Source organism: Alicycliphilus sp. T452, assembly GCF_054512775.1.
This window is the reverse complement of the sequence record NZ_JBTNEH010000017.1, coordinates 1-13311: the sequence shown is the minus strand read 5'-3', so window position 1 is coordinate 13311 and position 13311 is coordinate 1. Positions and strand designations below refer to the sequence as shown.

13 protein-coding genes are annotated in these 13311 nt (G+C 68.8%); 6 read left to right on the top strand and 7 right to left on the bottom strand.

Going from position 1 to position 13311, the window contains the following annotated elements; genetic code table 11:
* The first annotated feature begins 148 nt into the window (after positions 1-148).
* Both ACX12L_RS15200 and rocF read left to right on the top strand, forming a co-directional pair.
* Positions 149-907, top strand: coding sequence for a sulfite exporter TauE/SafE family protein (locus tag ACX12L_RS15200; RefSeq protein WP_459263449.1), 759 nt, complete (start codon positions 149-151; stop codon positions 905-907).
* A 25-nt stretch (positions 908-932) separates the two neighbouring features.
* Positions 933-1844, top strand: a complete 912-nt coding sequence (rocF, locus tag ACX12L_RS15195; protein WP_459263365.1) for an arginase — start codon at positions 933-935, stop codon at positions 1842-1844.
* A gap of 15 nt (positions 1845-1859) precedes the next feature.
* Here rocF and mrdA read toward each other — a convergent pair whose 3' ends face one another.
* Genes mrdA through ACX12L_RS15175 form a run of 4 tightly spaced genes read right to left on the bottom strand, consistent with a single transcriptional unit; the run spans position 1860 to position 6322 of the window.
* Entirely contained in the window at positions 1860-3803 is a 1944-nt protein-coding gene (mrdA, locus tag ACX12L_RS15190; protein WP_459263364.1) for a penicillin-binding protein 2, read from the bottom strand.
* Positions 3804-3813: 10 nt separating this feature from the next.
* A complete protein-coding gene (gene mreD, locus ACX12L_RS15185) occupies positions 3814-4335 on the bottom strand; it encodes a rod shape-determining protein MreD (RefSeq protein WP_459263363.1) in 522 nt (173 codons plus the stop codon).
* Positions 4332-5249 (bottom strand): rod shape-determining protein MreC, encoded by a 918-nt coding sequence (gene mreC, locus ACX12L_RS15180; protein ID WP_459263362.1) that lies wholly within the window; start codon positions 5247-5249, stop codon positions 4332-4334. The genes mreD and mreC overlap by 4 nt, the downstream gene beginning before the upstream one ends.
* A 29-nt stretch (positions 5250-5278) precedes the next feature.
* Positions 5279-6322, bottom strand: a complete 1044-nt coding sequence (locus ACX12L_RS15175) for a rod shape-determining protein (protein WP_459263361.1) — start codon at positions 6320-6322, stop codon at positions 5279-5281.
* Between the two features lie 205 nt (positions 6323-6527).
* On the opposite strand from ACX12L_RS15175, the gene gatC reads away from it, so the two are divergent.
* The 3 genes from gatC to gatB are packed head-to-tail and all read left to right on the top strand — an operon-like array spanning position 6528 to position 9762.
* Positions 6528-6827, top strand: coding sequence for an Asp-tRNA(Asn)/Glu-tRNA(Gln) amidotransferase subunit GatC (gatC, locus tag ACX12L_RS15170; RefSeq protein WP_459263360.1), 300 nt, complete (start codon positions 6528-6530; stop codon positions 6825-6827).
* Complete coding sequence (gene gatA / locus ACX12L_RS15165; protein WP_459263359.1) at positions 6824-8314, top strand: Asp-tRNA(Asn)/Glu-tRNA(Gln) amidotransferase subunit GatA; 1491 nt, start codon at positions 6824-6826, stop codon at positions 8312-8314. The genes gatC and gatA overlap by 4 nt, the downstream gene beginning before the upstream one ends.
* 2 nt (positions 8315-8316) lie before the next feature.
* Positions 8317-9762, top strand: coding sequence for an Asp-tRNA(Asn)/Glu-tRNA(Gln) amidotransferase subunit GatB (gatB, locus tag ACX12L_RS15160; RefSeq protein WP_459263358.1), 1446 nt, complete (start codon positions 8317-8319; stop codon positions 9760-9762).
* A gap of 57 nt (positions 9763-9819) precedes the next feature.
* Here the strand turns inward: gatB and ACX12L_RS15155 are convergent, their stop codons facing one another.
* Positions 9820-10524, bottom strand: coding sequence for a DUF4124 domain-containing protein (locus ACX12L_RS15155; protein ID WP_459263357.1), 705 nt, complete (start codon positions 10522-10524; stop codon positions 9820-9822).
* 20 nt (positions 10525-10544) lie between these two features.
* Complete coding sequence (gene pyrE, locus ACX12L_RS15150) at positions 10545-11243, bottom strand: orotate phosphoribosyltransferase (RefSeq protein ID WP_013517283.1); 699 nt, start codon at positions 11241-11243, stop codon at positions 10545-10547.
* Between the two features lie 10 nt (positions 11244-11253).
* Between pyrE and ACX12L_RS15145 the strand changes: the two genes are divergently transcribed.
* Positions 11254-12054, top strand: coding sequence for an exodeoxyribonuclease III (locus ACX12L_RS15145; RefSeq protein WP_459263356.1), 801 nt, complete (start codon positions 11254-11256; stop codon positions 12052-12054).
* Between the two features lie 239 nt (positions 12055-12293).
* Here ACX12L_RS15145 and ACX12L_RS15140 read toward each other — a convergent pair whose 3' ends face one another.
* A complete protein-coding gene (locus tag ACX12L_RS15140) occupies positions 12294-13310 on the bottom strand; it encodes an alpha/beta hydrolase (protein ID WP_459263355.1) in 1017 nt (338 codons plus the stop codon).
* Position 13311 lies beyond the last annotated feature (1 nt).

The following is a 13311-nucleotide window of genomic DNA, read 5'->3' as shown; positions in this document are numbered from 1 at the left end:
ACCAAGAACACTCAAATCAAATCAGGCATCCGCAACGAGATGCCAGCTCACAAGGCACCTGCAACCCAGGTGCCTTTTTTATTGCCCGTCTCGTTCGCAGATGCGTACCCGCCAATGGCGCGACGGCGGCGATGCGACAATCCAGCGCATGGAATGGATCGTCGTCTCGCTGGCCTCGTTGCTCGCCGGTTTCGTGGATGCAATCGTGGGCGGAGGCGGCCTGATCCTGGTCCCTGCGCTGTTCGCCACCTTCCCCAGCGCTCCGCCCGCCACCCTGCTGGGCACCAACAAAAGCGCCTCCATCTGCGGCACGGCCATGGCCACCTGGCAATACAGCCGCCGCGTGCAGATGCCCTGGCGCGCCATGCTGCCCGCGGCCGGCGCGGGCTTCACCGGCTCGTTCTTCGGCGCCTGGACCGTCACCGTGGTCTCGGCCGACTTCCTGCGCAAGCTGCTCCCGCTGATCCTGCTGGCGGTGCTGCTGTACACGCTGGCCAGGAAGGAACTGGGGCGCCACCACGAGCCGCGCTTCGCGGGCCGCATGGAGACGGCGCTGGCCTGCCTGATCGGCCTGACCATCGGCTTCTACGACGGCTTCTTCGGCCCCGGCGCCGGCAGCTTCTTCGTGTTCGCGTTCGTGCGCCTGCTGGGCTACGACTTCCTGAACGCCTCGGTGTCGGCCAAGCTGCTGAACCTGGCCACCAACGTCGCGGCCATCATCCTGTTCGCGAGCAAGGGGCACATCTGGTGGCATTTCGCGCTGCCGCTGGCCGTGGCCAACATGGCGGGCAGCCTGCTGGGCACGCACATGGCGCTGCGCCATGGCACGGGCTTCGTGCGCGCCATCTTCATCCTGGTGGTGAGCCTGCTCATCCTCAAGACCGGCTACGACGCCTTCCTGCGTTGAGCCCCAGACGCAAGGAGAAAACGCCATGCCTCCCGTGACCCTGATCGGCGCCCCCACCGACGTGGGCGCCAGCGTGCTCGGCGCCAGCATGGGGCCGGACGCGCTGCGCATCGCGGGCATCGCCCGCGCCCTGCGCGCCCTGGAGCCCGACGTGCAGGACCTGGGCAACCTGAGCGGCCCGGGCAATCCGCAGGCCGCGCCCAGCGGGGGCTTCCGGCACCTGGCCGAGGTGACGGCCTGGAACCAGGCGGTGTTCTCCGCCACGCTGGCCGCGCTCGATGCCGGCCGGCTGCCGCTGCTCATGGGGGGCGACCATTGCCTGGCGATCGGCTCGATCAGTGCCGCGGCGCGGCACTGCCGCCAGCGCGGCCGGCGCCTGAAGGTGCTGTGGCTCGACGCCCATGCCGACGCCAACACGCCCGCGTCCTCGCCCAGCGGCAACCTGCACGGCATGCCCGTGGCCTGCCTGCTGGGCCATGGGCCGCAGCAGCTCACGCAACTGGCGGGCTCGGGCCCGGCGCTGCAGGCGCGGCAGATCACGCTGATCGGCGTGCGCAGCGTGGACGCGACCGAGAAGCGCTTCGTCAACGCGCAGGGCATCGAGGTCTACGACATGCGCAGCATCGACGAGCTGGGCATGCGCTCCGTGATGCAGGCGGCCCTGGCCGACGTGGACGAGGACACGCACCTGCACCTGAGCTTCGACATGGATGGCCTGGACCCCACGATCGCGCCCGGCGTGGGCACGCCGGTGCGCGGCGGCCCGAGCTACCGCGAGACCCAGCTGTGCATGGAAATGCTGGCCGACAGCGGCGCCCTGGGCTCGGTGGACGTCATGGAGCTGAACCCGGCGCTGGACATCCGCAACCAGACGGCCGAGCTGGCGGTGGACCTGCTGGAGAGCCTGTTCGGCAAGTCCACGCTGATGCGCGCCTAGAGCCTGTTCAGGCGCTCAAGGCTCCGGCACGACGGTGACTTCGTCGGCGCGCCGCGGCACGCCCATGGGGGCCGCTGCCTGGCCCTTGGTGACGGCCGCCAGGTCCTGCTCGTTCGGGTACTGGCCCAGCAGCCAGTAGTCGAACACGCGGCGCACGATGGGCGCTGCGGCCGCGGCGCCGAAGCCCGCGTTCTCCACGATCACGGCGACGGCGATCCTGGGGTCCTCCACCGGCGCGAAGGCGGCGAACAGCGAATGGTCGCGCTGGTGTTCCTCCAGCAGCCTGGCGTTGTACTTCACGTTCTGCCCCAGGCTCACGGCCTGGGCCGTGCCGGTCTTGCCGGCCGACGTGTAGGGCGCCCCCATGAACACGCGCCGGCCCGTGCCCGCCTGGTTCACGGCCATGAGCGCGTTGTTCACGATGGCCACGTTCCTGGGGTTGAAGCCCAGCGACTCGTCCGGGGGCTGCTGCACCTCGCTCACCTGGCCGCTGACCTGGTCCTTCACGGCCTTGACCAGGTGCGGGCGGTGGCGCGTGCCGCCGTTGGCGAGCGTCGCCTCGGCCACGGCCAGCTGCAGCATGGTGAAGTTGTTGTAGCCCTGGCCGATGCCCAGCGACACCGTCTCGCCCGAATACCAGCGCTTCATCTCCGGGCGCTTGTAGGTGTTGCGCTTCCACTCGGTGCTGGGCAGCACGCCGCGCACCTCGCCCCCCAGGTCGATTCCGGTGATCTGGCCGAAGCCCAGGGGCTTCATGAAGTCGTGGATGGCGTCCACCCCCATGTCCACGGCCAGCGAGTAGAAATAGGTGTTGCTCGAATACTGGATGGCGCGGTGCATGTCCACGCCGCCCAGGCCCCCTTCATGGCTGCGGAAGGTGCGCCCGCCGTAGTTGAAGAAGCCCGGGTCGCTGTAGACCTGCGTGGGCGAGCGCTTCTTGAGCTCCAGCGCCGCCAGGGCCATGAAGGGCTTGTAGGTGGAGCCCGGCGGGTAGGTGCCGCGCAGCGCGCGGTTGAGCAGGGGCTTGTTGATGGACTCGTTGAGCGCCTGCCAGTTCTCCTGGTCTATGCCCTCGACGAACAGGTTGGGGTCGAACGTGGGCTTGGACACCAGCGCCAGCACCTCGCCATTGCGCGGGTCGAGCGCCACGAGCGCGCCGCGGCGCTCGCCGAACATGTCCTCGACGAGCTTTTGCAGCTTGATGTCCAGCGACAGCATGACCGTGTTGCCCGGCGTGGCCGGGTGGCTGTTCAGGCGCCGCACGGCGTGGCCGCCGGCCGAGGTCTCCATGCGCTCGAAGCCCGTGTGGCCGTGCAGCGTGGACTCGAAGCTCTGCTCCACGCCGAGCTTGCCGATGTAGTCGGTGCCGCGGTAGTTGGCCGCGTCGTCCGAGTCCTCGATGCGTTCCTTCTCGCGCTGGTTGATGCGGCCGATGTAGCCGATGGCGTGGCTCGCCACCTCGCCCATCGGGTAGGTGCGGAACAGGCGCGCCTTGATCTCCACGCCCGGAAAGCGGTAGCGCTGCGCGGCAAAGCGCGCCACCTCTTCGTCGGACAGGCGCGTGCGGATCGGCAGCGAGTCGAAGCTGCGCGACTCCTCGCGCAGGCGCTTGAACCGGCGCCGGTCGCGCGGCTGTATGTCCACGATCTGGGCCAGCGCGTCGATCGTCGCCTCCAGGTCCATGGCGCGCGAGGGCGTGATCTCGAGCGTGTAGGCCGAATAATTGGTGGCCAGCACCACGCCGTTGCGGTCCAGGATCAGGCCGCGGTTGGGCACGATGGGCACGATGGCCGTGCGGTTGCTTTCCGCCTGGTCGGCCAGGTCCTCGTGGCGCACCACCTGCAGCACCACCAGGCGCGCGGCGATGAGCAGGAACGCCAGCAGCACCACCACGCCCAGCACGAACACGCGCAGGCGAAAGCGCCAGGTGTCGGCCTCGGCATTGCGCAGCTCGGTCATGAGAACCTGCTCACAAGGGACGGTTGTCGTCCTGGTCCGGCGGACGGCGCTGCGGCGCCAGCAGGACCCAGCTGGCCAGGGGCCAGATGGCCGCCTCCAGCAGCGGCGCCACCAGGCCTTCGAACCCGGGCAGGGTGCCGCCGCCGGCGACCACGCGCAGCGCCAGCTCCACGGCATGGGCGGCGAAGAACAGCGGCAGCAGCTGCAGCGCCTGCAGCAGCGGCCCGAACCACAGCAGGCGGCGGTGGGTGTACTGGGCGCCGAACATCAGCCCGCAATACACCAGGGCATGCTGGCCCAGCAGCGCGGACTGGTTCACGTCGATGCACAGCCCCATGGCGAAGGCCACGCCCAGCCCTACGCGCTGCGGCTGGTGCATGCCCCAGAACACGAGCAGCACCATGACCCAGTCCGGCGTCCAGACCACGCGGCCCAGCGGCAGCATGTTCAGCGCCAGGGCCGCCAGCAGGCTGGCCCAGATGAAGGCGGGGCTCACGGGCAGCAGCAGCTGCTGGCCCTTGGGCATGATCATTTGCGGCCTCCGCGCTTCTGCGGCGCCGGCTCGGGCGCGGGGCGCTCGGGCATGTCGGCCGCGAGGGGCTTGAGCACCATCACGTGGCGCGCGCCATGGACCTGGGCCAGGGGGGCGCAGTAGATGCGCGCGAAGGCCGAATCCGCCCGGCGCTCCACGCGCAGCACGCGCGCCACGGGCAGGCCCGCCGGGTACAGGCCGTCCACGCCGCTGGTGGTGAGCAGGTCGCCCTCCTGCACGTCGGCATTGGCGGGCGTGAAGCGCAGCTCCATGCCCCCGCCGGGGCCGGCCACGGGATCGCCGTAGGCCACGCTGCGCGCGCCCGTGCGCAGGTTGAGCACGGGTATGGCCTGGTCGCGGTCGATGAGCAGGGTGACCTCGCTGAGCATGGGGAACACGCGCGTGACCTGGCCGAGCACGCCGGCCGCGTCCACCACGGGCGAGCCCGGCTCCACCCCGGCCAGCTGGCCGCGGTCCACCACGATGCGGCGCGTGTACGGGTCCGCCGTGTCATAGAGCACCTGCGCGGCCTGTGCCGGCGTGTCCAGGCGCTCGCGCAGCGCGAGCAGCTGGCGCAGCTCGGCGTTCTCGCGCAGCAGCTGGTCGGCCTCGCCCGCGCGCACGGACATCTGCGCCATCTTCCTGCGGGACTCGTCCGCGCCTTGCTGCGCCGCCTGCAGCGACTGGAAATACTGCGCGCCTTTGCCGGCCAGATCCACGGGCTGCAGCATCAGCCACTGCAGCGGATACAGCGCGGTGGCCACGGCCTTGCGCAGCGGATCGGCGACGTGGAAGCGCGCGTCCGCCACCATCAAAAACAGCGCCAAGGCGCTGTAGAGGGTGAGCCGGGACAGCGGCGACGGCCCGTGCTTGAACAGCGTGGGGGCCGTGCGGTCCAGGGTTCCCAGGGGCATGCGGGCTGCCTGCCAAGCGCGGCGCGCGCTTATTCGCTGGTGAAGATGCTGCCCTGGCGGTCCATGCGCTCGAGCGCAATGCCGCAGCCGCGCACCACACAGGTCAGGGGCTCCTCGGCCACCAGCACGGGCAGGCCGGTTTCCTCGGCGAGCAGGCGGTCGAGGTCGCGCAGGAGCGCGCCGCCGCCGGTGAGCATCATGCCGCGCTCGGCGATGTCGGCGCCCAGCTCGGGGGGCGTCTGCTCCAGCGCCGTCTTCACCGCCGAGACGATCTGGTTGAGCGGCTCGGTCAGCGCCTCCAGCACCTCGTTGGACGAGATAGTGAAACTGCGCGGCACGCCCTCGGAGAGGTTGCGGCCCTTGACCTCCATCTCCTTGACCTCGCTGCCGGGAAAGGCGCTGCCGATGTTCTTCTTGATCGACTCCGCCGTGGGCTCGCCGATCAGCATGCCGTAGTTGCGGCGGATGTAGTTGATGATGGACTCGTCGAACTTGTCGCCGCCCACGCGCACGCTGCCCTTGTAGACCATGCCGCCCAGGCTGATGACGCCCACCTCGGTGGTGCCGCCGCCGATGTCCACGACCATCGAGCCCGAGGCCTCGGACACGGGCAGGCCCGCGCCGATGCCGGCGGCCATGGGCTCCTCGATGAGGTACACGGCGGTGGCGCCGGCGGCCTCGGCCGCGTCCTTGATGGCGCGGCGCTCGACCTGGGTGGAGCCGCAGGGCACGCAGATGATGATGCGCGGGCTGGGCGTGAGCACCGAGCGCGGGTGCACCATCTTGATGAACTGCTTGATCATCTGCTCGGTGATGACGAAGTCGGCGATCACGCCGTCCTTCATGGGGCGGATGGCCTCGATGTTGCCGGGCACCTTGCCCAGCATGGCCTTGGCCTCGTGGCCCACGGCCTGGATCACCTTCTTGCCGTGCGGGCCGCCTTCGTGGCGGATGGCGACGACCGAAGGCTCGTCGAGCACGATGCCCTTGTCGCGGGCGAAGATCAGGGTGTTGGCGGTACCAAGGTCAATGGCCAGGTCGGTGGAGAAGTACCGACGGAAAGCTCCGAACATTCAAGGATCCTCTCAGGCACGGCATGCGCTTCGGCCTGCCATCGCCGGGTATTTACAGGGTGTTTGCTGGCTTTTTTCACACAATGACCGGCAATGTGGAGGTCTTGCGGCAAAGCCGGGATAATAACGCATCCCCTGTGAATAACTCTCTTGGCGCGGCGCGGATGACAGCTTTACATCCGGTTTCCCCGCGCCCCATCCCCTTATGGCACTGACACCCCAGGACATCGGCCGCATCGCCCATCTGGCGCGGCTCGAACTCAGCCCTGCTGAAAGCGAGCGCATGCTAACGCAGCTCAACGGCTTCTTCGGCATCGTCGAGAAGATGCGCGCCGTGGACACCAGCGGCATCGCCCCGCTGCCCCACCCCGTCGCGGCGATCCAGGACGTGCACCTGCGCCTGCGGGACGACGTGGCCAGCGAGCCCGACCAGCGCGAAGCGAACCAGCAGAGCGCCCCCGCCGTGGAACGCGGCCTCTTCCTCGTGCCCAAGGTGATCGAATGAGCTCCACCGCACTGCACGACATGGGCGTGGCCCGGCTGGCCGCCGCGCTGCGCGGCGGCCAGGTCTCGGCCGTGGAGGCCGCCCGGCATTTCCTGGCCCGCGCCAGGAGCCACCAGCACCTGGGCGCCTACGTGGCGCTGAACGAGGACGCCACGCTGGCCCAGGCCCGCGCGCAGGACGAATCGATCGCCGCAGGCACCGCCGCGCCGCTGGCGGGCGTGCCCATCGCGCACAAGGACATCTTCGTCACGCGCGACTTCCCCACCACCGCCGCCAGCCGCATGCTGGCGGGCTACCGCTCGCCGTTCGACGCCACCGTAGTGGCCAGGCTGGCCGAAGCCGGCTGCGTGACGCTGGGCAAGCTCAACTGCGACGAGTTCGCCATGGGCGGCACCAACGAGAACTCGGCCATCGCCCCCGTGGGGTTCGACGCGCCCCAGCCCGTGCGCAACCCCTGGGACGGCGCGCGCGTGCCCGGCGGCTCGTCGGGCGGCTCGGCCGCCGCCGTGGCCGCGCGCCTGGCGCCGGCCGTGACGGGCACGGACACGGGCGGCTCGATCCGCCAGCCCGCGAGCTTCTGCGGCGTCACCGGCATCAAGCCCACCTACGGGCGCGCCAGCCGCTACGGCATGATCGCCTTCGCCTCCAGCCTGGACCAGGCGGGGCCGATGGCCCGCTCGGCCGAGGACTGCGCGCTGCTGCTCTCGGCCATGTGCGGGCCCGACCCCGACCGCGACTCGACCAGCCTGGACCGGCCCGCCGAGGACTTCGGCCGCGCGCTGGGCGACAGCCTGGAGGGCCTGCGCATCGGCGTGCCGGCCGAGTTCTTCGGCGAAGGCCTGGCGGCGGACGTGCACGCCGCCGTGGACGCGGCGCTCAAGGAGTACGAGAAGCTCGGCGCCCGGCTGGTGCCCATCACGCTGCCGCGCACCGATCTGTCGGTGCCCGTGTACTACATCCTGGCCCCCGCCGAGGCCTCGTCCAACCTCTCGCGCTTCGACGGCGTGCGCTACGGCTACCGCGCCAAGGACTACGCCGACCTGCTGGACATGTACAAGAAGACCCGCGCCCAGGGCTTCGGCGACGAGGTCAAGCGCCGCATCATGATCGGCACCTACGTGCTGTCCGAGGGCTACTACGACGCCTACTACCTGCAGGCGCAGAAGCTGCGCCGCATGATCGCCGACGACTTCCAGGCAGCCTTCAAGGAATGCGACCTGATCGCCGGCCCCGTGGCCCCCACCACGGCCTGGCGGCTGGGCAGCCAGAACGACCCGGTGGCCAACTACCTGGCCGACATCTACACCCTGCCCGCATCGCTGGCCGGCCTGCCCGGCATGAGCGTGCCCGCGGGCTTCGGCGAAGGCGGCCTGCCCGTGGGCCTGCAGCTGATCGGCAACTACTTCCAGGAAGCGCGGCTGCTCAATGCCGCGCACCGCCTGCAGCAGGCGACCGACTTCCACCTCCGGGCGCCGGAGGGCATCTGACCATGACCGAGAAACTCATCCAAGGCTACGAGGTCGTCATCGGCTTCGAGACCCACGCCCAGCTGGCCACGAAGAGCAAAATCTTCAGCCGCGCCAGCACCGCCTTCGGCGCCGAGCCCAATACCCAGGCCTGCGCCGTGGACCTGGCCCTGCCCGGCGCCCTGCCCGTGATGAACCGCGAGGCGGTGGCCTGCGCTATCAAATTGGGACTGGCACTCGGCTCCCACATTGCGCCGCAGAGCATTTTCGCGCGCAAGAACTACTTCTACCCCGACCTGCCCAAGGGCTACCAGATCAGCCAGTTCGAGATTCCCGTGGTGCAGGGCGGCGAGGTGGGCTTCTACCTCGGCGACGAGAAGAAGACCGTGCGCCTGGTGCGCGCCCACCTGGAGGAGGACGCGGGCAAGTCGCTGCACGAGGAATTCCACGGCATGAGCGGCATCGACCTGAACCGCGCGGGCACGCCGCTGCTGGAGATCGTGACCGAGCCCGACATGCGCGGCACCGAAGAGGCCGTGGCCTACGCCAAGGCGCTGCACCAGATCGTGACCTGGATCGGCATCTGCGACGGCAACATGCAGGAAGGGAGCTTCCGCTGCGACGCCAACGTCTCCGTGCGCAAGCCGGGCCAGCCGCTGGGCACGCGCCGCGAGATCAAGAACCTCAACAGCTTCAAGTACATGCAGCAGGCGATCGACTACGAGATCCGCTGGCAGATCGAGCAGCTGGAGGACGGCCACGCCATCCAGCAGGCCACCGTGCTGTTCGACCCCGACACGGGCGAGACGCGCGCCATGCGCACCAAGGAGGACGCGGCCGACTACCGCTACTTCCCCGATCCCGACCTGCCGCCGCTGGTCATCACGCCCGAATGGGTGGAGCGGGTGTTGGCCGCCATGCCCGAGCTGCCGCGCGCCATGGCCGCGCGCTTCGTGCAGCAGTACGGCCTGCCCGAGTACGACGCGACCACGCTCACGCAGAGCCAGGCCATGGCCGCCTATTTCGAGGACGCCGCCCAGGCCTGCGGCGCGCCCAAGCTCGCCAGCAACTGGGTGATGGGCGAGATCTCGCGCCGCCTGAACACCGAGGAGATCGGCATGGATGCGGTGAAGGTCTCCAGCCGGCAGCTGGCCGCGCTGATCGGGCGCATCGGCGACGGCACCATCAGCAACAACGCCGCCAGGCAGGTGTTCGAGGCGCTGTGGAGCGGCGAAGGCAGCGACGTGGACGCCGTGATCGACGCCAAGGGCCTCAAGCAAATGAACGACAGCGGCGCGCTGGAGAAGATCATCGACGAGGTCATCGCCGCCAACCCCGCGAACGTGGAGCAGTACAAGGCCGGCAAGGACAAGGCCTTCAACGCGCTCGTGGGCCAGGTGATGAAGGCCAGCAAGGGCAAGGCCAACCCCCAGCAGGTCAACGAACTTTTGAAGGCTAAACTGGCCTGAAACGCCCGCCAGCCAAGCGCTGGCAGCTATCAAAACAATGAAGGCCCCGCGGGGCCTTTATTTTTGCGCCGGCGCGGTGGCGGGCGGCGGCGCCCATTGCGTGGCCGAGGCCCGCTGGGCCGCCCACAGCTGGCGCAGCTGGGCCAGCTCGGCGTTGAAGCGCTGGTGGATGCGGCGCTTCTCCAGGTCCTGCGCGGCCAGGAAGCGCTGCTGCTCGGCCAGGGCCTGCTCGTTCTCGGCAATCTGGCGCTGCAGCTTCACGGGCGCCTTGGCGGGGTCGCCGCGGTAGAACTCCAGCTCCACGTCGATGCGCCTGCGTTCGGCCTTCAGCGCCTGGATGCGCCTGTGGGCCACGGCGATGACCTCCTCCACCTGGTCGATGGCGGCCTCGCGCTCGGCCTGGTGCGCGGCCTCGTCGGGGTAGCGCGCCAGCAGCACGCGCTCGCGTCGGCGCTCCTCCAGGAAGCGCGCGCGCTCCTGCGCCTCCTGGCGGCGCTGCGCCTCCTGGGCCGCGCGTTCGTGCTCCGTCAGCGTGGGGCCGATGCGGCGGCGCTCGGTGCCCGTGTGGTCCAGGACGCGCTGCTCGCGGTCCACGCATTCGGCGATGGGCCGGTCGGACGTGATGCGGCGGCCCTGCCTGTCGATGCAGGTGTAGACCTCCTGCGCGGCCGTGCCCTGCTGCGCCCAGGCCGGCGCCAGCGCGCCCAGCGCCAGGCCGGCCGCGCATGCCAGCAATCCGCCCATCCGCCGTACGCCCGCCATCGCGCCCCTCTGCCCCTGCCTCAATCGTCCACGCCGTAGCGCTGGCGGTAGGCCAGCACGCGCTCGTGGTGGGCGTGGATCTGCGGGTCGCCGCCATCGGCTTCCAGGTAGCGCAGCAGGTCGGCGAGCCGGGCGATGGCGCAGACCTGCATGCCGAGCTCGCGGCGCACGTACTGCACGGCGCTGTGGTCCACGTCGCGGCCGTTCTCGGTGGCCTTCTCCTGGCGGTCGAGTGCGATGGCGATGGCGTGCGGCGTGGCGCCCGCGGCGCGGATCAGCGCGATGGATTCGCGCGCGGCCGTGCCGGCGCTCATCACGTCGTCGATGATGAGCACGCGGCCCTTGAGCGGCGCGCCCACCAGCGTGCCGCCCTCGCCGTGGTCCTTGGCCTCCTTGCGGTTGTAGGCGAAGGGCACGTTGCGCCCCAGGCGCGCCAGCTCCACGGCCACGGTGGCGCCCAGCGGGATGCCCTTGTAGGCGGGGCCGAACAGCATGTCGAACTCGATGCCGCTGGCCACCAGCGCCTGTGCATAGAATTGCGCGAGCCGGCCCATCTTGGCGCCGTCGTCGAACAATCCGGCGTTGAAGAAGTACGGGCTCATGCGGCCCGCCTTGGTCTTGAACTCGCCAAAGCGCAGCACGCCGGATTCGACCGCGAAACGCACGAAATCCTGCGCCAGACGGTCCCGCCCGGGGCCTTGCGCGCTCTCTGTCACCATGGATGCATCCTTGTTCAAATTAACCAGTCTCAACCTCAACGGCATCCGCTCGGCCACGTCCAAGGGCGTGGAGGCGTGGATGGACCAGAACCGCCCGGATTGTATTTGCGTACAGGAGATAAAGGCCCAGTCCGCGGACATGCAGGGCCGCTTCGAGGAACTGGCGGGCCTCAAGGGCCACTTCCACTTCGCGGCCAAGAAAGGCTATTCGGGCGTGGGCGTCTACACGCGCCACGAGCCCAGCGATGTGCTGGTCGGCTACGGCTCCGAGGAATTCGACGCCGAGGGCCGCTACGTGGAGCTGCGCTTCGACACGCCGGCGCGCAGGCTGTCCATCATCAGCGCCTATTTTCCGAGCGGCTCCTCGGGCGAGGAGCGCCAGCAGGCCAAGTTCCGCTTTCTGGACCAGATGCACCCGCACCTGATGCGCCTGAAGGCCGGGCGCGAGTTCATCCTGTGCGGCGACATCAACATCGCCCACCGGCAGGCCGACCTGAAGAACTGGCGCAGCAACCAGAAGAACAGCGGCTTCCTGCCCGAGGAGCGCGCGTGGATGACGAAGCTGCTGGGCGACGACGCGGACGGCGGCCTGGTGGACGTGTACCGCCAGCTGCAGCCGGACACGACGGACGCCTGCTACACATGGTGGAGCAACCGGGGCCAGGCGTATGCGAACAACGTGGGCTGGCGGCTGGACTACCACCTGGCATCCCCCGAACTCGCGGCCACCGCCCGCGCGGCGGCGATCTTCAAGGACATCAAGTTCAGCGACCATGCGCCGCTGACGATTGGCTATGACTTTCGGGTTTGAGCGGTAGGTGGCGGCCCACGGCCCGTTGCTGCCGCCCACAACCCACGCGGCCGCTTGGCGGTGAGTTGGCGCGCGCCAACGCACCACGGCTCCCGCCTGGGAACATGCCTGCCTGCGGCACGCAACGTACGGTTGCGGCAGAGCGTCGAACTCCACCGCCCGCGCGCACCGCCTTAGGATGGGCGCCCTGTCGAAAGAACCGTCGTGGCCGCAGCCATCCATTGCTGAACCATGACTCTCTACCGGGCTGCGAGTTCCTGATAGAAGCCGTCGATGGCGTCGACCATCTGTGAGAGCCCCGGCTCTTCCAATGGATAGTGTCCAGCCCGATCAAGCATGACCGTCTGGACTCGGACCTTGTCAATACGCCGCAGGAAGGGCTCGCTGAGGTGCAGAGGTGTCCACCGATCTTCCGCTGGCTGGGTCAGCAAGATAGGGCAGATATCGAAGTCCTCGGGATTGACCACAGGCCGGTAGACCAGGTAGGAGCTGAGAAAGGCCAAAGTGTTCGCATTGCCAGCAGAGCGCTTGTCCGACAGCCACACCTGCAGCGCTGCGGGGTCGTTGACCAGCGCGTGCATCTTGCTTGCCAAGGTCATGGGCATGCGCATCGAGGCAAGCGGGCTGGCCGCGCCCAGTCGCAGCATTGGGCCGCCGACTCGGCTCATGAACCAGTTGAGGGCAGTCTCGTCACGAACCTGCTGACTGCTGTTGTCGAGGAAGGTCATCCCTACGATGCCCTTGACCTTCTTGTTGAGCGCGGCGACGTGATAGGTCAGCATGCCGCCAGCACTCAAGCCGTACAGGACGATGGGCCTGTCATCCTTGGCGAGTTCGGCATCGATCAGGTCACTGCCAGCCTGAACCCAGTCGTCGTAACGAACCGGGGCCCCCTTGGCCACCTCGGTCATGCCGTACTCAGGCATGTCGATGGCGATGGTCTCGTATCCACGCTTCGCCAAAGGCGCGCCAAGCACCATGGACATCTGACGTCCGTTGGTTCCCACCCCATGGAACAGGATCACTTTGACACTCGCATGAGGGTTTCGGTAAGTGTCAAGGTGGACACGATGATCTCGCCATTGCCACCATTCCTCGGAGGGCTCTTGACCCGGTTCGATGTGGAACTTCTGAGAGCCTGTTTGCGATCTTCCGACCTCAGACAATAGGGGTGTGAAAAGAAAGCAATACCCGAGCGACATCAGCCGAGAGAAGTTTGCCGAGATAGAGCTGTTACTGCGCAGCGTCAGGCGCACG

Bases quoted from the DNA above. Each gene is read 5' to 3' on its own strand.
- ACX12L_RS15200 (WP_459263449.1), top strand. From the start codon at position 149: ATGGAATGGATCGTCGTCTCGCTGGCCTCGTTGCTCGCCGGTTTCGTG.
- rocF (WP_459263365.1), top strand. From the start codon at position 933: ATGCCTCCCGTGACCCTGATCGGCGCCCCCACCGACGTGGGCGCCAGC.
- mrdA (WP_459263364.1), bottom strand. From the start codon at position 3,803: ATGACCGAGCTGCGCAATGCCGAGGCCGACACCTGGCGCTTTCGCCTG.
- mreD (WP_459263363.1), bottom strand. From the start codon at position 4,335: ATGATCATGCCCAAGGGCCAGCAGCTGCTGCTGCCCGTGAGCCCCGCC.
- mreC (WP_459263362.1), bottom strand. From the start codon at position 5,249: ATGCCCCTGGGAACCCTGGACCGCACGGCCCCCACGCTGTTCAAGCAC.
- ACX12L_RS15175 (WP_459263361.1), bottom strand. From the start codon at position 6,322: ATGTTCGGAGCTTTCCGTCGGTACTTCTCCACCGACCTGGCCATTGAC.
- gatC (WP_459263360.1), top strand. From the start codon at position 6,528: ATGGCACTGACACCCCAGGACATCGGCCGCATCGCCCATCTGGCGCGG.
- gatA (WP_459263359.1), top strand. From the start codon at position 6,824: ATGAGCTCCACCGCACTGCACGACATGGGCGTGGCCCGGCTGGCCGCC.
- gatB (WP_459263358.1), top strand. From the start codon at position 8,317: ATGACCGAGAAACTCATCCAAGGCTACGAGGTCGTCATCGGCTTCGAG.
- ACX12L_RS15155 (WP_459263357.1), bottom strand. From the start codon at position 10,524: ATGGCGGGCGTACGGCGGATGGGCGGATTGCTGGCATGCGCGGCCGGC.
- pyrE (WP_013517283.1), bottom strand. From the start codon at position 11,243: ATGGTGACAGAGAGCGCGCAAGGCCCCGGGCGGGACCGTCTGGCGCAG.